15 protein-coding genes are annotated in these 17,413 nt (G+C 72.0%); 7 read left to right on the plus strand and 8 right to left on the minus strand.

The window, feature by feature from the left end; translation table 11 throughout:
* Positions 1-3: 3 nt before the first annotated feature.
* The 3 genes from ABTY62_RS36975 to ABTY62_RS36985 are packed head-to-tail and all read right to left on the minus strand — an operon-like array spanning position 4 to position 3,189.
* Positions 4-1,164, minus strand: a complete 1,161-nt coding sequence (locus ABTY62_RS36975) for an SLOG cluster 4 domain-containing protein (protein ID WP_352133772.1) — start codon at positions 1,162-1,164, stop codon at positions 4-6.
* Positions 1,165-1,219: 55 nt separating this feature from the next.
* On the minus strand, positions 1,220-2,479 hold the full coding sequence (locus ABTY62_RS36980; protein WP_352133773.1) for a hypothetical protein: 1,260 nt from the start codon (positions 2,477-2,479) through the stop codon (positions 1,220-1,222).
* Positions 2,461-3,189 carry an ABC transporter ATP-binding protein gene (locus ABTY62_RS36985; RefSeq protein ID WP_352133774.1) on the minus strand — a complete coding sequence of 243 codons (729 nt, stop codon included), beginning with the start codon at positions 3,187-3,189 and terminating at the stop codon, positions 2,461-2,463. The genes ABTY62_RS36980 and ABTY62_RS36985 overlap by 19 nt, the downstream gene beginning before the upstream one ends.
* A gap of 286 nt (positions 3,190-3,475) precedes the next feature.
* On the opposite strand from ABTY62_RS36985, the gene ABTY62_RS36990 reads away from it, so the two are divergent.
* Both ABTY62_RS36990 and ABTY62_RS36995 read left to right on the plus strand, forming a co-directional pair.
* Positions 3,476-4,927: a gamma-aminobutyraldehyde dehydrogenase gene (locus ABTY62_RS36990; RefSeq protein WP_352133775.1), complete on the plus strand. Its 1,452-nt coding sequence runs from the start codon at positions 3,476-3,478 to the stop codon at positions 4,925-4,927.
* 106 nt (positions 4,928-5,033) lie between these two features.
* Positions 5,034-5,624, plus strand: a complete 591-nt coding sequence (locus ABTY62_RS36995; protein WP_352133776.1) for a Uma2 family endonuclease — start codon at positions 5,034-5,036, stop codon at positions 5,622-5,624.
* Here ABTY62_RS36995 and ABTY62_RS37000 read toward each other — a convergent pair.
* Positions 5,593-6,306: a glycerophosphodiester phosphodiesterase gene (locus ABTY62_RS37000; protein ID WP_352133777.1), complete on the minus strand. Its 714-nt coding sequence runs from the start codon at positions 6,304-6,306 to the stop codon at positions 5,593-5,595. The two genes, ABTY62_RS36995 and ABTY62_RS37000, sit on opposite strands and share 32 nt — an antisense overlap.
* Entirely contained in the window at positions 6,303-7,325 is a 1,023-nt protein-coding gene (locus tag ABTY62_RS37005) for an adenosine deaminase (protein ID WP_352133778.1), read from the minus strand. Before ABTY62_RS37005 ends, ABTY62_RS37000 begins: the two co-directional genes overlap by 4 nt.
* Positions 7,326-7,503: 178 nt before the next feature.
* On the opposite strand from ABTY62_RS37005, the gene ABTY62_RS37010 reads away from it, so the two are divergent.
* The gene (locus ABTY62_RS37010) at positions 7,504-8,295 is read left to right on the plus strand and encodes a DUF4190 domain-containing protein (RefSeq protein ID WP_352133779.1); all 792 of its coding nucleotides are present in this window, start codon (positions 7,504-7,506) and stop codon (positions 8,293-8,295) included.
* Here the strand turns inward: ABTY62_RS37010 and ybiA are convergent.
* Positions 8,199-8,885, minus strand: a complete 687-nt coding sequence (gene ybiA / locus ABTY62_RS37015) for a riboflavin biosynthesis intermediates N-glycosidase (RefSeq protein WP_352133780.1) — start codon at positions 8,883-8,885, stop codon at positions 8,199-8,201. The two genes, ABTY62_RS37010 and ybiA, sit on opposite strands and share 97 nt — an antisense overlap.
* 117 nt (positions 8,886-9,002) lie before the next feature.
* Between ybiA and ABTY62_RS37020 the strand changes: the two genes are divergently transcribed.
* From ABTY62_RS37020 to ABTY62_RS37030, 3 genes are all read left to right on the plus strand, one after another.
* The gene (locus ABTY62_RS37020) at positions 9,003-9,446 is read left to right on the plus strand and encodes a DUF4190 domain-containing protein (protein WP_352133781.1); all 444 of its coding nucleotides are present in this window, start codon (positions 9,003-9,005) and stop codon (positions 9,444-9,446) included.
* Positions 9,447-9,782: 336 nt separating this feature from the next.
* Entirely contained in the window at positions 9,783-11,840 is a 2,058-nt protein-coding gene (locus ABTY62_RS37025) for a hypothetical protein (RefSeq protein WP_352133782.1), read from the plus strand.
* A gap of 19 nt (positions 11,841-11,859) precedes the next feature.
* Positions 11,860-12,585 (plus strand): GNAT family N-acetyltransferase, encoded by a 726-nt coding sequence (locus tag ABTY62_RS37030; protein WP_352133808.1) that lies wholly within the window; start codon positions 11,860-11,862, stop codon positions 12,583-12,585.
* Here the strand turns inward: ABTY62_RS37030 and ABTY62_RS37035 are convergent.
* Both ABTY62_RS37035 and gabT read right to left on the minus strand, forming a co-directional pair.
* Positions 12,547-13,305, minus strand: a complete 759-nt coding sequence (locus ABTY62_RS37035) for a phosphatase PAP2 family protein (protein ID WP_502997592.1) — start codon at positions 13,303-13,305, stop codon at positions 12,547-12,549. The two genes, ABTY62_RS37030 and ABTY62_RS37035, sit on opposite strands and share 39 nt — an antisense overlap.
* A 258-nt stretch (positions 13,306-13,563) precedes the next feature.
* A complete protein-coding gene (gene gabT, locus ABTY62_RS37040; RefSeq protein ID WP_352133784.1) occupies positions 13,564-14,913 on the minus strand; it encodes a 4-aminobutyrate--2-oxoglutarate transaminase in 1,350 nt (449 codons plus the stop codon).
* Positions 14,914-15,215: 302 nt separating this feature from the next.
* Between gabT and ABTY62_RS37045 the strand changes: the two genes are divergently transcribed.
* Entirely contained in the window at positions 15,216-17,393 is a 2,178-nt protein-coding gene (locus ABTY62_RS37045) for an ATP-binding protein (RefSeq protein ID WP_352133785.1), read from the plus strand.
* The last annotated feature ends 20 nt before the right edge of the window (positions 17,394-17,413 follow it).

Below are 17,413 nucleotides of genomic sequence, written 5' to 3' on the forward strand. Positions count from 1 at the left end.
GCGTCAGGGAGTGGGGCGCGGGCAGCCTGCCGGGGACCCCGCCAGGGACATGAGCGCGCCCGGAGCCTCGTCCACCGAGTCCACCAGCGCGATCCGGGCCCGCATGGGCCTGCCCTCGGCGAGCGCCTCGAGCAGCGGCCAGGTCGGCAGTCGGCGCGTCCAGTGGTCGCGGTCCACGAGCACCATCGGCGTCGGCTCGCCGCGCGACTCGTAGTAGTTCGGCGTCGCGTTGTCGAAGATCTCCTGTACGGTCCCGGCGGCGCCCGGGAGGAACACCACCCCCGCGTTCGACCGCGCCAGCAGGCCGTCCTCGCGGGTGGCGTTGGCGAAGTACTTCGCTATGTGCGAGGCGAACGCGCCAGGCGGCTCGTGCCCGTAGAACCAGGTGGGGATGCCCACCGACGCGCCACCCTCCGGCCAGCGCTCGCGCACCGCGAAGGCCGCCTCGGCCCACTCGCCGACGGACGGCCGGAAAGAGGGAGTCTTGGCGAGCAGCTCGAGGGACTCGTCCAGCATCTCGTCGGCGAACGGGGCCGCGTACGCGCCCAGGTTGGCGGCCTCCATCGCGCCCGGCCCGCCGCCCGTGGCGACCGTGAGCCCGGACCGCGCCAGCGCCCGCCCCAGCCGGGCCGCGCCCGCGTACCCGTCGGACCCGCGCTCCAGGGCGTGACCGCCCATCACACCCACCACCCGGGCCCCGACGAGGAGTTCGTCGAGGGCGTCGGAGACGGCGTCGTCGTGGATGGAGCGCAGCATGGAGGAGAAGATGTCGCCGTCGGCCTTGGTGCGCTGGAACCAGGCGTACGCGAGGGCGTCCGGCGTCCCCGCGTAGCCCCGCTCCGCCAGCCCCTCGAACAGCTCCCGGGGGGAGTAGAGGGTCCCGCGGTAGGGGTCGAACGGCAGCCCGGGCACCGGCGGGAAGACCAGCGCGCCCCCGGCCCGCACCTTCGCGGCGGCCTCCGGCTCCATCGGGCAGCCGAGGAAGACCGCCTCGGCTGTGTCCGTGTCGAGCAGCGCCCGCGTACGGCCCGTCAGGTCGACGGACTGGACGCGGTAACCGGCCAGGGTGCCGCGCGCCACGACCTCGTCGAACTCCCGCAGGGACTCGATCTCCCGGTCGGGGCACGGGTCTTGGGCGGCGGTGGAAGCGTCGTCGGTCAGCACGGCGCCATGCTACTGGCGGCGGTGCGCGCGGTGGCCGTCGCGCCCGGAGCGGGCGTCAGCGGTCGAACGGAAGCGTGCTCAGCTCGGCGACCGCCCAGGTCAGCGGCGTGAGCAGGACCAGAAGCGCCACCCCGCGCAGCGCCGCGGCGCTGCGCAGCAGCCGCAGGGACGCGCCCAGGCGCAGCAGCGCGTCCGTCGTCCTGCCCCGCGCGCTCTTCGCCTCGAGCGCCGCGGTGAGGGCCGAGGCGGTGGCGCACATCATGATCAGCGCGGCGCCCAGGCCGGTGAGCGGGCCGAAGGGGCGGGCGCCCGACGGCCCGGCGCCGGTGCCGTACAGCGCGGCCGCGGCGTACGCGCCGGTGGCGACGGCGCACAGCACGCCCACCGAGTGCCCCAGGCGCCCCGCCTCCTGCTGCAACACCCGCCCGGCCAGCAGCCGCAGCGGGCCCGGACGCCCGGCGGCCAGCAACCTCCCGCACAGATGGGTGAGACCGGGCCCGGCCAGCACCAGGCCGACCGCCGTCAGCACCCAGCCGCCCACCACGCCGGGCGGGCTGCCCCCGAGCCCGCCGGGCAGCGGCAGCAGCGCCTCGGGCGGCGGGGGCGGGCCGCTGTCCATGCTGTTCGTGTACGCCTCCAGCGCGATCCCCGCCGCGATCAGCGCGATGCCCCAGGGCAGCCGCCGGGACGCGTGGTCCGTCGGCGCGGCACCGCGCGGGCCCTCCTCCGCGCCCCTTGTCTGCGCCCGCGCCCGGCCGCGCGCACGCGCGCCCCGCGCCCGCTGCGCTCCCCGGGGCCACAGCCGGACCGCGCAGGCCGCGGCCGCCACCGCCGGTACGACGGCGAGCAGCGTGACCATCGCGGCCCAGGGCAGCGGATGCCCGGCGCCGAGCGGGCCGCTCGCCCTCCCGCTCGCGCCATCGGCCCACAGCAGCCATGAGCCGCCCAGATCGCCGCGGAGCTGGAGGAAGAGCAGCAGCGCCGGCACACAGCCCAGCGAGCACGACAGGGCGGCCGAGGCGGCCGAGAGCTGGGCGGACCTGGCCGGGCCGCCCCCGGCCGCCGCGAAGGCCGAGCCGAACGGCACGCTCGGGTCGGCCCGCGCCACCGCGACCGCGAGCTGGGCCATGGCGGCCAGCGGCACCGCGCACCACAGCAGCCGCACGACCGCTCCGTCGGTCTGCTCGGGGTGTCCGGCCGCGTATCCCAGGGTGCACAGCAGCAGAAAGCCCGTGCCCGCCGCGGCGGTCGCGACCAGCGACCGCCGCAGCAGCGCCAGGGGCCGGGCGCCGCGGGCTAGGCGGAGACTGAGCACGCCGACCTGCCCTCGGCCTCGGAGGAGTGGGCCGCGCCCACGCGGCGGCCGTCCAGCAGCGCCACGGTGCGGTCCGCGAGGGTGGCCACCTCCTCGTCATGGGTGGCCAGGAGCACCGTGATGCCGTGCGAGCGGGCCGCCGTGGTCAGGGTGCGCAGCACCTGGGCGCGGTCGGCGCTGTGCAGCGGGGCGGTGGGTTCGTCGGCGAACAGCACGGCGGGCGCGGAGGCCAGCGCGCGGGCGATCGCGACCCGCTGACGCTGCGCCTGGAGGAGGGCCGCGGGGCGCCGGCGGGCGCAGTCGCCGACGTCGAGCCGGTCGAGCCACTCGTGCGCGGCGCTCTTGGCCTCGCGCCGCCCGGCCCCGCGCAGCATCAGCGGCAGCGCGGCGTTCTCCCAGGCGGTGAGCTCGGGAATGAGCCGGGGCTCGGTGTCGACCCACGCGAAGTGGTCGCGGCGCAGCTGTTCGCGGCCGAGCGGGGAGAGGGTGTGCACGGGGGCGCTGTTGAACCACACCTCCCCGTGGTCCGGGACGAGCAGGCCCGACAGGCACTTGAGCAGGGTGGTCTTGCCGCAGCCGCGCGGTCCGGTCACGGCCAGGATCTCGCCGTCGCGGGCGCCGATGGAGACATCGGCGAGCGCGGGCGACCCGCCGTAGGCGTACGTCAGGGTGCGTGTCCAGAGCACGTCGTTGTCCGGCGGAGCCACCATACGAAGCACCTCGCCTCAGCTGCGGTCGTCCGTCTGTTCCCCCGGTTGGGTGAACGAGCGCAGGGCCAATGGGTCACTGGCACGGTAAGGACTCCGACTCCTGCCCGCGTCCAGGCTCGGCGCGGGCACGCTGTCATTTCCTCCGATCAGCCCTCTGTCCGCCCGGTACCGGTGGGGCGGGCCGCGCCCCGGAGCCCTGATGTGACCGAACCTCTCGGTGGTGCGCAGGCCCGCGGACTACTGTGGGTGTCTCACCCATCGGACACCTGACAGGGAGGGGTGGCACGTGACCACCGAACTGCGTCGTCTGCGCAACTACATCGACGGAGAGTTCCGGGACGCCGCGGACGGGCGGACCACGCAGGTGGTCAACCCCACCACGGGCGAGCCCTACGCGACGGCGCCGCTCTCCGGCCGGGCCGACGTGGACGCCGCCATGGCCGCCGCCGCGGCCGCCTTCCCGGCCTGGCGCGACCTGGTCCCGGGCGAGCGCCAGAAGGCGCTGCTCAAGATCGCCGACGCCTTCGAGGCGCGCGCGGATGACATGGTGGCCGTCGAGTCCGAGAACACCGGGAAGCCGCTCGCCCTCACCGCGAGCGAGGAGATCCCGCCCATGATCGACCAGATCCGCTTCTTCGCGGGCGCGGCGCGGATGCTGGAGGGGCGCTCGGCCGGCGAGTACATGGACGGGCTGACCTCGATCGTCCGGCGTGAGCCGATCGGGGTGTGCGCGCAGGTCGCGCCCTGGAACTACCCGATGATGATGGCCGTGTGGAAGTTCGCGCCGGCGCTGGCGGCGGGCAACACCGTCGTCCTCAAGCCCTCCGACACCACCCCCGCCTCCACCGTGCTGATCGCCGAGATCATCGGCGAGGTGCTGACGGAGCTGGGCCACCCGCGCGGCGTCTTCAACGTCATCTGCGGCGACCGCGAGACCGGCCGGCTGATGGTCGAGCACTCCGTGCCCGCCATGGCCTCGATCACCGGCTCGGTCCGGGCCGGTATGCAGGTCGCCGAGAGCGCCTCGAAGGACATCAAGCGGGTCCACCTGGAGCTCGGCGGCAAGGCGCCCGTCGTGGTCTTCGAGGACACCGACATCGCCAAGGCCGTCGAGGACATCTCGGTCGCGGGCTTCTTCAACGCCGGCCAGGACTGCACGGCGGCCACCCGCGTGCTGGTCCACGAGTCGATCCACGACGAGTTCGTGGCCGCCCTGGCCAAGGCCGCCGCCGACACCAGGACCGGCGCCCCCGACGACGAGGACGTGCTGTACGGCCCGCTCAACAACGCCAACCAGCTGGCGCAGGTCAGCGGCTTCATCGAGCGGCTGCCCGCACACGCCAAGGTCGAGGCGGGCGGCCACCGCGTCGGCGAGAAGGGCTTCTTCTACGCGCCCACCGTCGTCTCGGGGCTCAAGCAGGAGGACGAGATCATCCAGAAGGAGGTCTTCGGCCCGGTCATCACCGTCCAGCCCTTCACCGACGAGGCCCAGGCCGTGTCCTTCGCCAACGGCGTGGAGTACGCGCTGGCGTCGTCGGTGTGGACCAAGGACCACGCGCGCGCGATGCGGATGTCCAAGGCCCTGGACTTCGGCTGCGTGTGGATCAACACCCACATCCCGCTGGTCGCCGAGATGCCGCACGGCGGCTTCAAGAAGTCCGGCTACGGCAAGGACCTGTCGGCGTACGGGTTCGAGGACTACACGCGGATCAAGCACGTGATGACCTCGCTGGGCTGACGTCCGGCGACCCCGGGGCACGCCCTCCCCTGTGTCCCGGGGCCGGTACGTATCGTTGAACTGTGCGGCTGCGCGTGCATACGTGCGACAGGGGAGGAGCGGCACGATGACCGTCGAGCTGACCGAACGGATCGAGATGGCCGAGAGCGGCAAGGCTCGCTTGGACGACATGTTCGAGCTCCTGGAGCGGATGCCTGTCCCCGAGGGCTACAAGGTTGAGATCGTCGAGGGGGTCATCCACATGTCGCCGCAGCGCAGGACGCACTGGAAGATCATCCGGAGGGTGATGCAACAACTTGAGGACCGCTTCGGTAGAGATGCGGATATCGACGTGGACGTGCGTATCGACTTCCCCGGCTATCTCAATGGTTTCTGCCCCGACTTGGCGAAAATCGCCGAGGGAGCGGTGCCGGATGAGCGCGGGAATATGTCGTACCGCGACGTCGAGTTCGTGCTGGAGGTCATCTCTCGGGGGACGGGCAGGAACGACTACGGTCCGAAGAGGGACACCTACGCCGTAGCGGGCGTCCCGGTCTATCTGATCGCCGACCCTTACCAGCGGCAGTGCCACGTCTTCACGGAGCCGAAGGGCGACGAGTACCGCAGCCAGCGGACCGTGGACTTCGGAGAACCGATCGACCTCACGGGCACGGTCGTCGATCTGGTCATCTCGACCGAGCACTTTCCCCACGACTGACCCCCAGCAGCGCACACAGCGCCCCGATCCGGTTGGTCGTGATCGAGTCGACGCCCGCGCGCAGCAGCCGCGCCATCGAACGACGGGTGTCGGCGGTCCAGGCGGAGACCAGCAGCCCGGCGGCATGATCGCGGGCGACCAGCTCGGGGGAGACCAGCCCGAAGCGGTAGTTGAGCCAGCGGGGGCGCAGCTCGGCGAGCAGCGTCGGACGGGGCGGGGCCAGCGTGGTCCAGGTCAGGGCGATCTCGGCGTCCGAGTCCTCGCCGCGCACGGCGTACATGGCCGCCGGACCCCCGCAGTAGTAGGCGTGGTCGGCCGCCCCGGACTCATGGACCTCGGTGACGGCGCAGTGCGCGGCCGAGGCGTCGGGGAGGTCGATCATCACGCGGGCCGAGTCGGCTGCGGCGAGGGCGTCCCGCAGAAAGGGCACGCCGCCGCCGGTGAGCCGCCGCACCTCATCGCCGGTCAGCGCGGCGAGGGGGCGGTCGTGCCCCCACAGCCGCTTGAGGGTCGCGTCATGGAGCAGCATCGGGACGCCGTCCTCGGTCAGCCGCACATCGATCTCCACGGCACCGGCCCCCGCGAGCACAGCGGAGCGGATCGAGGCCAGGGTGTTCTCGCGGCACACATACGGGTCGCCGCGGTGGCCGACCGCCGTGCATGCCGTGGCCGGTGCGGTCATCGGCCCGCGGCCGCCGTGTAGCCGTCGATCTCGGCCGACAGCCGCGCCTTGTCCGCCGGTTCCATGAAGGACGCCTCGACCGCGTTCTTCGCGAGGGCCGCGACCCCCGCCGCGTCCAGGTCCAGCAGCCGGGCCGCCACCGCGTACTCGGTGTTGAGGTCCGTGCCGAACATGGGCGGGTCGTCGCTGTTGATGGTCACCAGCACCCCGGCCTCGACCATCTCCCTCAGCGGGTGCTCGTCCAGCGTGGCGACCGCGCGGGTGGCGATGTTGGAGGTGGGGCACACCTCGAGCGGGATCCGGTGCTCGGCGAGGTGTGCGAGCAGCTTCGGGTCGCGGGTGGCGCTGGTGCCGTGGCCGATGCGCTCGGCGCGCAGCTCGGTGAGCGCGTCCCAGATGGTCTCGGGGCCGGTGGTCTCGCCCGCGTGCGGGACGCTGTGCAGCCCGGCCGCGATGGCGCGGTCGAAGTACGGCTTGAACTGCGGGCGCGGCACGCCGATCTCGGGCCCGCCGAGGCCGAAGCCGACCAGGCCCGCCGGGCCCAGGTCACAGGCGATGCGGGCGGTCTCCTCGGCGGACTCGAGCCCCGCCTCGCCGGGGATGTCGAAGCACCAGCGCAGCACGGTGCCCAGCTCGGTCTCCGCGGCCTTGCGGGCGTCCTCGATCGCCTCGACGAAGGCGACATCGGGGATGCCGCGCCGCGTCGAGCTGTACGGGGTGACGGTCAGCTCGGCGTAGCGGATGTTCTGCCGGGCCATGTCGCGGGCTATCTCGTAGGTGAGCAGCCGTACGTCCTCGGCGTCGCGCACCAGGTCGACGACGGAGAGGTAGACCTGGATGAAGTGCGCGAAGTCGCGGAAGACGAAGTAGTCGGCGAGCTCCTCGGGGTCGGCGGGGACCTTGGAGTCGGGGTGGCGGGCGGCGAGCTCGGCCACGATGCGCGGCGACGCCGAGCCGACATGGTGCACATGCAGCTCCGCCTTGGGGAGACCGGCGATGAAGGTGGTGAGATCGGTCAACGGATCCTCCGGGAGGCGGCCGGCTGGGACGGGCTCCGGTCATCGTAATCGGGTGCCCGCCCGGCGTCGGCACAGGCCGGGTCGGGGGATGGGTACAGGCCGCGGCGGGGCCCGGTCCGGGCCGCTACACGGGCCGGGCGCAGGCCGTAGCATGGGCGGACATCACCTGGGGGAGAGCATGGCCGACCAGCCTGAGCATTCCGAACAGCCGCCGCGCCCGGAGCCGCGCGAGAGCGATCCGTGGGCCCCGCCGGAGCAGCGGGTGCCGCTGGGCAAGCCGGCCGCCTCGCCTCCGCCGGCCGCACCGTCAGCGGCCGCACCGTCGGTGGGCGCGTCGCCACTGCCGGGACCACCGCCCGTGCCGGGCGCGCCGCTGCCGGGAGCGCCCCCCGTCCCGCCGCCGAGCCCGGTGATGGGGCCCGGCGCGGTGCCCCCGCCGCCCCCGGCGCCGACCGGCCCCGGCACGCCGAGCGCCTACCAGCCCCAGCCCGGGCCGTACGGGGCGGGGCCGTACACGACCACCGGCTACGGTCAGCCCGGCTATGGCCAGCCCGGTTACGGTCAGCCCCCGTACGGAGCGCAGCCCGCCTACCCCGGCTACCCGGGCTACGGCTATCCCGGCCCCGCCTACGGGCCCGCGCCCTTTGCCCCCGACAACGGCAACGGCACGGCCGCCCTGGTGCTGGGCATCGTCGGCGCCGTCCTGTTCTGGACCGTCGTCTTCAGCATCATCCTCGGCGTGCTCGCGATCATCTTCGGGGTGCTCGGCCGCGCCAAGGCCACGCGCGGCGAGGCCGACAACGGCGGACAGGCCCTGGCCGGACTCATCCTCGGGGTGGTCGCCGTGGTCGCGAGCGTCGTGATGATCTTCGTCTATATCGCGGAGGAGGACGACGACCCGTACGCGGGCGGACCCGGCTCCTCCGATGTGGCCGCCGTGGCCGTGTACTCCCCGGCCGACAGCCGCTGACGGGCCTCCATCAGCGCGAAGCCCAGCAGATTCAGCCCGCGCCAGCGGGCCGGGTCCTGGGCCCGCTCGTCGTCCGCCGCCAGGCCGATGCCCCAGACGCGGTCCAGCGGGCTGGCCTCCACCAGCACCCGCGCCCCCGTCCCCAGCAGGTACTCGCGCAGCCGCGGATCGGCGCCGAACTTGTGGACACTGCCCTGGACCACCAGCTCGAAGCGGTGCCGCTGCCACTCCGCCTCGTCGAAGCCGAGCACCGAACGGCCCGCGTCCTTGGCCTGCTTGGGATGGACCGCCTCCAGCGCCCGCCGCTCCGCGTCCGCGTCGCCGAACAGCCGGGCCTTGCCCGCCATCATCCAGTGCTCTGCCGTCGCGTACCGGACGCCGTCGACGACGAACTCCGAGGGCCACCACTGGCTGAAACACCCGGGACCCACGCCCCCGCCACGCGGCGGCCGATGCCCCCAGAACCACACGTACTTGAAGCGCTCGCCACGCTCCACCCGCTCGGTCAGCTCCGCCGCCGAACGCGGCCCCCCGTGCGCCGAATCCGAAACCGAACCCGAAACCGAATCCGTCTCCCCGTTCGTCTCCATGCCCGGATTCTCGCATCCGCCACCGACAGCACGTGATGAGCTGCCGCAACGGCTTGTGCTTGTAGTTCCGTCAGCCCATAACATTGCACGGCACTTCACCAGGAGGGGAGACAACTCATGTCCGCAGCAAACCCACAGCCCGGCCCATACGACCCGAACCAGTACGGTGCGCCCCAGCCACCCGCCCAACCGCCCACGCAGCCGCCCGGCCAGCCCCAGTACTACCCCGGGGCCGGCTACCCCGCCGCGCCGCCCGTCTACCCGGGGGGCCCCGGGGCCGCCGGGATGCCCATGCAGCAGAGCAACGGCATGGGGACCGCCGCGCTGGTCTGCGGCATCGTCGGGCTGGTGTGCGGGATCACCTACTTCCTGTGGTTCTTCGCCATCATCCTGGGCATCCTCGCGATCATCTTCGGCGCCATCGGCAAGGGCAAGGTGGGCCGCGGCGAGGCCAGCAACGCCGGGTCGGCCACCGCGGGCCTGGTCTGCGGAATCATCGGCATGGTCGTCCCCGCCATCTACCTGATGGCCCTCGACGCCGCACTGGACTCCATCTTCTAGTCGGGTCCCGGGGACCGAAAGCGGTGACGTCGGCGCCACCCCGATGACCTGGGCCATCGCTCGGCGATGGTCGGTGACGGGGTGGCGGGCCGACGGCGTGGAACACAGCCGTCGATGCGAACAGCGGGAGGCGGCACGGGAGTCGACCTGCGCTTGTAGGGTGACCGGGTGCATCGGGATCTCTTCGCGGCGTTGACGGCCGGACGTACCGAGCCCTTGCGGGACTGGCTCTCCCAGCAGGACGTCAGGACCAGCACGTTGAGAGCGCTGCCGCGCTGGGACGCGGAGGCTCCGAGGGACGGCGTGCCCACCAGCCGCAGACCTCCGGGCAGGAGAGTGGAAGCGGCGCAGGAAGTGTCCGTCCAATTGCCGCGGGCCGCGCGAGTCGTCGGCGGCCCGGCCCTCCTGCTGCTGTACATCCTCCTGGAAGTCGAGGAGGCATGGGAAGTCTCCTATCACTATCGCCCGTTGTGGGACACCTTGCGCGGTGCGCAAGACGCCTTACGTGATCAGCCGCTGGGGCTCGCGGAGGGGGACCAGGCGGCCGCGGGGGCCGTTCTGGCGCTGATGGAGAGCCTGGACGCGCAAATCCTGACGGAAAACGCCCTGATGTGCGGGCGCCTGGCCAGTTGCGCCGACGCTGCCGAACTGGCAGTGGAAAAAGGGCGTGAAGCGGTGGATCTGGCCCTGCGGGCAGCCATCGGCCTCCCGGAATTGAGCACCTGGCTCGTGGCGGTGGCCAGGCGGTACTGCCTCTGGCATGAAGCGGTCGCCCGCGCCGCGCGGGCGATTGTGGCGTTCCTGGAAACGGGCGCGTCGCTCGACGACGCGATCTCCGCCGTCGCGGAAGCGGAGCGGGCGATGGCCGGCCATCGCTGGCGCAGCGAACTGAGGGCCCACCGGGCCAGTCTCCTGGCGCTCAACCAGCACAAGGACGCCGAATGGCTGCGCATCGACCATGGAAGCGTGGTGTTCATCTATCCCTTCGCCGTCCGCGGGCTCACCCCCGAGCAGGTGGTGGCGGCGGGCGGCGATGCCGCCGGGTGGCGGTTGGCCGGGGCCGCTCCGCTCGATGTTCATGACGCACTCGACCTCGATGACATCTGGGACGGTTCGGACCCTTTGGGGCGGGGTTATGACGGCACTTTCCTCGAACTGCCCGACGTCGCCATCCGCAGTGTCGACGGAATCGAGCTCGGGACGGTCACCGCGCAGATTCTGTTCTCTCGCCTTGGAAATCACTATGTGAGATTCCAGGCCGAACTCGTCGAATCCTCGCCCATGGACGTCCATGCCATGCTGATGCGCGCCGCACCGGAACACGGGGTCGTGCGCGTGGGATTTCGGGCCGCCGAGCCGGACGGGCAGGTCTGGCCCAGGCTCTCGGACTTCGCCATGCAGCTTGTGGACGATGTGAGCGTGGCACTCCAGGAGTCCGCAGTGGGGAACTCGGTCCGGAGCGTGGCCAGGCCGGGTATGTTTCAGGTTGTCGTCTCGGTGAACGAGGCCTCGAAAGCCTTGGGTCCGGCCGGGAACAGCGGCAGAAGTGAAGTGCTCACCGTCGAGGAATTCAATTCAGCGGTGGGAGCTCAGGTTCTCACCAGCCCGGTCGCGTCCGACATCGGATCCCTGGCCGAGTGGATCCGCTATCCGGCCCATGAGTCGGCTGGGGTCGACGCGATGGGCCTGACCACGGACTGGACGGTGCGGACCTGCAACACCGTGCTCCTGGTGGCTCCCGGCACGCCTGAATGGGTTACTGGAACCCGCAGCAGCATGGCCGAGTTCGTGGCCTCTCTCGATGGCCTGTTCGCGGGCTGGTCGCACGAGCTGGCCAGCCACTACACCCGGGCCAAGGAATTCCAGCGCCGGGTCGCCGAGGCGGGGGCGATGGACGATCTCCCGGCGGACGCGCTCGGTGATCTCTCCGCCCAGCTGGACGAGGAGCGGCTGCGGCTGAACAATTTCGCCGTCGAGGCCCGCTCCACGATGGCCCTGATACGTTCGCCTTCACTTGTTTCCTCCCCCGTGTGCGCCGCCATGCTCGGATTGCTGCTCGACCGGTCCGGATACCACGCGCGCGTCGAGGAGATCGTCCTGAAAATCGAAGAGGTCGCACACGAACAACTCGGCCTGGCGATCGAAAAACTGTCGCAGCAACGCGCCGATCGGGAATCCAGGGAAGAAGTCAGAATCGAACGGCAGCAGCGTGCAAAGCTTGACACCATGCTCGCCGTCATCGCCGCCGTGGGTGTCTCGGGCCTCGGCCAGATATTGCAGGCCGGTTATGACATTCAGGCAGCAGGTGCGGTGGCGATCATCATGGTGATCGTGATTATGGCGGTTCTGGTGGGCGGCTGGTTCTGGCGGGCAGCCGGAAGAAGGGATTCGTAGGGTGCGTCCCGGGTTGCGTATGGTGCACGTGGGTGATGGCGATGACGCCCTGCTCTCGCGGGTGTACAGGGACCTGCTGCTCGCGTACTTCCCAGCGAACGAGCTCGAGTCGTTTGACGAACTGCGGTCGGGGCTGGCAAAAGATCTCAGACTCGTCACCACGATCGTGAACGAGGATTCTCTGCCGGTCGCCGTTGCTGTCGGCGACTGGTCACCCGAGTCGGGGGTGCTTCTCCTCGCGTACCTCGCCGTCCACGCCGACGCCCGCTCCAGCGGACTCGGCGGCTGGCTGATGGAGGAGGTGAGCGGTGGTTGGCAACGTCGCTTCGGGCCCCGGCTGACCCTCACGGAACTCGAACATCCGCTGGCTCATGAAAGCGATGAGGTACTCGGCGACCCCGTGGCGAGGCTGCGCTTCTACGCACGATGCGGCGGCAGCGCTCTCGACGTGCCGTACTTCCAGCCGGCCCTGGGCAGCGGCATGGACCGGGTCTACGGGATGCTCCTCGTGATGCTGTCAGGCGGCGCCGACGCGGATGAGCGGTCCGGTGCCGAGGTCCCCACCGGTCCTGTACGGGAGTTCATGGAGCGGTATTTCCTCGACACCGAGGGCGCGATCCCCGTCGACCTGCCCGCCAGGCGGTTGTGGCAGGCGATGGATCGCCCTGGAGGCATTCCTCTGCTTCCCCTCACCGACGTGCGGAGGCTACCCCTGTCCGTCCCCGGGCGACTCGGCCGTCCGTGACGGCGGGCCGGACGCCCTCGCACGTTGCGCCCACCACAGCGCCCACAGCAGACAGCCGGACAGACACCAGCTCCCCGCCACGTCCAGCGGCCAGTGGTAGCCGCGCCGGACCAGCCCCACACCGACCGCGAGGTTCACCAGCACCACCGCCCCGATGAGCGCTCGGCGAAGCGGCAGGCGGCGGAGGTACGGGCGCAGCAGCAGGACGGCCGCGCCGTAGGCGACCGCGGCGGTGGCGGCGTGGCCCGAGGGGTAGAAGCCGGAGCCGTCGGCGAGGGGGCCGGGCGGGCCGGGGCGGTCGACCAGCGCCTTGACCGGGGCGACGAGGGCCGGCACCGCCGCCATCGCCGCGGCGGCGGCCAGCGGCGGCAGCCACCAGCGCACCGCCCCCGCGCGCCGCTCCCGCCACGCCGCCCAGCCCAGCACGGCCGCGAGCACCGGCAGGGCCACGGCCATGTTGCCGAGATCGGCGAAGAACTCGGCGGCGGGGGAGGGGAGGAGCGTGGGGCCGGGCCCCGAGGACGCGGTGAGCGCCCTGGCGATCCGCTCGTCGAGGGAGCGCAGCGGGCCGTGGGCGGCCACCTGCCAGGTACACAGCGCGAACAGTGCCAACAGCGCCGCCGGAGCGAGGACGGGCGCGAGGGCTGCCCGGGAAATGATCGGCGGCCCCGGAACAGGGGGGGTGGTTCCGGGGCCGCCGTAGTGACCGGTGTACCGCACGCCCCGGGGGGTTTGGGGCGGGCGGCCATCCGATCGGTGAGGAGATCCGGAGCCGGAGGCTCCAGTGGTGTGCGCGAGGGCACAGCCGGGTCGGGGCTGGGGAAGCACCGGCTCGGCGTCGCTCGCAGTCCCCTGCGAGCGGGGTGTTTCTCTCATCTGCCATGACCGTACGGCAGCGAAGGCGCGCCCGACAGGCCGATCACCCAGCTGTCATCGCCCTCGCACATCTTCTTCACGCCGCCCATCGATCACTCACAGTCACAGTCGTCCGAACGCCTCTTCGAGGATGTCCAGCCCCTCGTTCAGCAGCTCCTCGCCGATGACCAGCGGCGGCAGGAAGCGCAGCACATTCCCGTAGGTACCGCAGGTCAGCACCAGCAGGCCCGCGGCGTGACAGGCCTTGGCCACCGCCGCCGTCGCCTCCGGGTTCGGGTCCTTGGTGCCGGATTTCACCAGCTCGATGGCGATCATGGCGCCGCGGCCGCGGAGGTCGCCGATGATGTCGTGCTTCTCCTGGAGGGCGGCCAGGCGGGTTTTCATGATGTGTTCGATGCGCTGGGCTTTGCTGTTGAGGTCGAGGTCGCGCATGGTCTGGATGGAGCCGAGAGCGGCGGCGCAGGCGACGGGGTTGCCGCCGTAGGTGCCGCCGAGGCCGCCGGTGTGGGCGGCGTCCATGATGTCGGCGCGGCCGGTGACGGCGGCGAGGGGGAGGCCGCCGGCGATGCCCTTGGCGGTGGTGATGAGGTCGGGGACGAGGTTTTCGTGTTCGCTGGCGAACCACTGTCCGGTGCGGCAGAAGCCGGACTGGATCTCGTCGGCGACGAAGACGATGCCGTTGGCGCGGGCGAAGTCGGCGATCTTGGGGAGGAAGCCCGGGGCGGGCTCGATGAAGCCGCCCTCGCCGAGGACGGGTTCGATGATGATGGCGGCGACGTTGTCGGGGCCGACCTGCTTGGTGATCATGTCGATGGCCTGGGCGGCGGCTTCGTCGGCGCAGTTGTCGGGGCCGGTGAGCCAGCGGTAGGGGTAGGCGACCGGGACCCGGTAGACCTCGGGCGCGAACGGTCCGAAGCCGTGCTTGTACGGCATGTTCTTCGAGGTCAGCGCCATGGTGAGGTTGGTGCGGCCGTGGTAGCCGTGGTCGAAGACGACGACGGCCTGGCGCTTGGTGTAGGCGCGGGCGATCTTGACGGCGTTCTCGACGGCTTCGGCGCCGGAGTTGAAGAGGGCGGACTTTTTGGGGTGGTCGCCGGGCGTGAGGGCGGCGAGTTCCTCGCAGACCTCTACATAGCTCTCGTAGGGCGTGACCATGAAGCAGGTGTGGGTGAAGTCGGCGAGCTGGGCGGTGGCGCGGCGGACCACGGCTTCGGCGCTGGAGCCGACGGAGGTCACGGCGATGCCGGAGCCGAAGTCGATGAGGGAGTTGCCGTCCACGTCCTCGATCACCCCGCCGCCCGCCCGCACGGCGAACACCGGCAGAACGGTCCCGACCCCGTTCGCCACCGCCGCGGTCTTGCGCGCGAGCAGCTCCTGGGACTTCGGGCCGGGAATCGCGGTGACGACGCGGCGCTCCTGCGGGAGGGACGGGCCTCCGGACAATTCGGTCATGGGTGCTCCAGGTGGTCCAGGGGAAGAACGGCGGTATCAGCGGTATTACTCGCAGGCTAGGCGGGGTGGGGCGGGTGCGGCATGTTCCGTTCGGGAGCAGTGGGCGTGTTGCGTTGTCCTCGGCGGACATAGCGCGGAGCTCTCCGTCACTGCGGCTCGGTCGCGGCCCGCGGGACGCGGGTACCGCCGGGGTCGCTGAACTCCCCGGCCGGGAACACTAGATTGGACGCCGGCGCGTCAGTGCGCGTCAGCGCGGTGACACGAGGCAAAAGCACAGCAGGTCAGGGGTCAAGGGGCAGCAGATGGACACCGACGGCACGTTCGACTCACGCGGCACCCACCGCACCCCACCCCCTTTCCCCGCACCACCCGCCGGCCCTCCGCCCGCCGGGGGGCCGCCCTCGTATCCCCACCAGGCACCCGCGCTCCAGCCGTCGGCCCCGCCGCCGATGCCGCCGAGCCCGGCCTCGGCGCCCTCCGGAGCGCGGCCATCACTGATCGCCTGGCTGCGAACACCGCGGCCTGAAGCGGCGCCGGGGGTGTGGACGTACGGTCACAAGCCCAAGCCGCCGGAGGATCCGGACCGGATTCCGGCGCGCAGATTGTTCACCGGCGCATTGATCGCCCTGCTGTGCACGTGGCTGTTGTGGTCGCTTCTTACCGCCGACAGGGGCTACCTGGGCTCGTACTGGCTCCTGCCGCTGAGGCTGGCCAAATCAGAAGGCTGGCTCACAATAAATGAGCAGATCGTAAGCTTCTACAAGGCCCTCTGGTTCTTGATCATCGCCGCGATTTTCAGCCGCGTCGGCCACTGGGCCGAAGTCTGGCGCCGATACGTGGCCCCCCTCTTCCGCCGCGCATGGGACGACCCCGGCTCCTCCCCCGTCCCCACCGACCCCCAGGCAGACCCCGCCCAGTGGCCGGAGCTGCGCGCCTCCGGGGCGCACAGTGCGGCTGATCGGCTGGCGGAGGAGGCGCGGGCCGGGCGGATGAACGATGTGGATCACGCCCGGATCCAGCGGGCCTGGCAGACCGTGCGGGCCGGGCGGGGTTCGCTCGCCGCCTTCACCGACACCGTGCTGCGCCAAGGCGCCGCCGCGCATACGCACCCTTCGGGCGCGCGCGACCTGCCCGCCCGTACGGCCGAGCACGACCTGGTCGCCCGCCAGGTCCGCATCGGCACCGCCGTCGACGACCTCCGCAACCCCTACCAGCACCGCGGTGTCGGCCTCGCCCTCGACCCCGATGTGCTCGGCACCTCCCTGCTGGCCGTCGGGCCGGCCGGGACGGGGAAGACCGGGCGGCTGGTGCGGCCCGTGGTGGAGGCGCTGTGCCTCCAGGCGCTCGCGGGGCAGGTGGCCGTGGTGGTCGTGGGGGCGGCGGGGTCGGGGCTCGGCGGCGACGAGGCGTTCGACGTCGTGGTGAAGGTCGGCCGCCCCGACTCCGTGTACGACCTCGACCTCTACGGCGGCACCAGCGACCCCGACGAGGCCGCGGGCGTCCTCGCCGAGGCCCTGATCGGCGATATGACGGCCTCGCTGCCGGGCGGGGACAGCCGCCGGGCCGCCACCGCGCTCGCCCAGCTGCTCGGCCCGTACCGCGCCGCCCACGGCCGTTTCCCGTCCGTGCCCGAGCTGCGCGAGCTGCTGGACGGCTCGAAGGTTGCAGTGAGCGCGCTCCGCGAGGCGCTGGACGCGGCCGGGCAGTCGGCGCAGGCGCGTGAGCTGGACGCGCGGGTGCGGCAGGCCGGTAGCCCCGGTGATGTGGGGGCGCTGCTCGCCGACCGGATCGCGCTGCTCGACCGGCCGGTGTTCGCCGACTTCTTCGACACGCGCGGCGACCGCCGTCCCTTCTCGCTGCGCGCCCTCGAGCACCCGCTGCGGGTGCGGATCGATCTGCCTGACCGCGGCCATGTCGAGGCGTCCCGGATGCTGGCCCGCCTGGTCCTGGCGCAGTTCACCGAGTGCGCCGTGGGCCGCGCCGACCGGTCACTCTTCGCCTGCCTGGTCCTCGACGACGCCTCGCACACCGTCACCCCCGAGGCGCTGCGCGGCATCCAGCGGCTGCGCTCCGCCAACGCGGGCGTCGTCCTGACCCTGCGCACCCTGGACGATGTGCCCGAAACACTGCGCAGCGCGCTGCTCGGCGCGGTCGGCTGCCGGATGGCCTACGCCGGGGTGACCACCTGGGACGGGGCGCGGTTCGCCGAGGTGTGGGGTACGGAGTGGGTCGAGGCGCGGGACGTCACCGACCGCCAGATCATCGCGGAGGAGCCCTTCACCAAGGTGCTGCACTTCATCCGGAAGGTGGTCACCGGCAAGGCCGTGACGACCCAGTCGGTGACCGTCCGGAAGGTCGAGCGCGAGCGCTGGTCGGCCTCGGAACTCGCGCACGCGGTGCCCGCGGGGCACGCCGTGCTGTCGGTGACCTCCGTCCGGGGCGAGAGCGGCCCGCCCGTGTTGGTGGATCTGCGCGCCTGACGTCCGTACGTGCGGGGGCG

Source organism: Streptomyces sp. NPDC097640 (assembly GCF_040302705.1).
Lineage (GTDB): Bacteria > Actinomycetota > Actinomycetes > Streptomycetales > Streptomycetaceae > Streptomyces.

Bases quoted from the DNA above. Each gene is read 5' to 3' on its own strand.
- ABTY62_RS36985 (WP_352133774.1), bottom strand. From the start codon at position 3,189: ATGGTGGCTCCGCCGGACAACGACGTGCTCTGGACACGCACCCTGACG.
- ABTY62_RS37030 (WP_352133808.1), top strand. From the start codon at position 11,860: ATGGTGCACGTGGGTGATGGCGATGACGCCCTGCTCTCGCGGGTGTAC.
- ABTY62_RS37020 (WP_352133781.1), top strand. From the start codon at position 9,003: ATGTCCGCAGCAAACCCACAGCCCGGCCCATACGACCCGAACCAGTAC.
- ABTY62_RS36995 (WP_352133776.1), top strand. From the start codon at position 5,034: ATGACCGTCGAGCTGACCGAACGGATCGAGATGGCCGAGAGCGGCAAG.
- ABTY62_RS37010 (WP_352133779.1), top strand. From the start codon at position 7,504: ATGGCCGACCAGCCTGAGCATTCCGAACAGCCGCCGCGCCCGGAGCCG.
- gabT (WP_352133784.1), bottom strand. From the start codon at position 14,913: ATGACCGAATTGTCCGGAGGCCCGTCCCTCCCGCAGGAGCGCCGCGTC.
- ABTY62_RS37000 (WP_352133777.1), bottom strand. From the start codon at position 6,306: ATGACCGCACCGGCCACGGCATGCACGGCGGTCGGCCACCGCGGCGAC.
- ABTY62_RS37045 (WP_352133785.1), top strand. From the start codon at position 15,216: ATGGACACCGACGGCACGTTCGACTCACGCGGCACCCACCGCACCCCA.
- ybiA (WP_352133780.1), bottom strand. From the start codon at position 8,885: ATGGAGACGAACGGGGAGACGGATTCGGTTTCGGGTTCGGTTTCGGAT.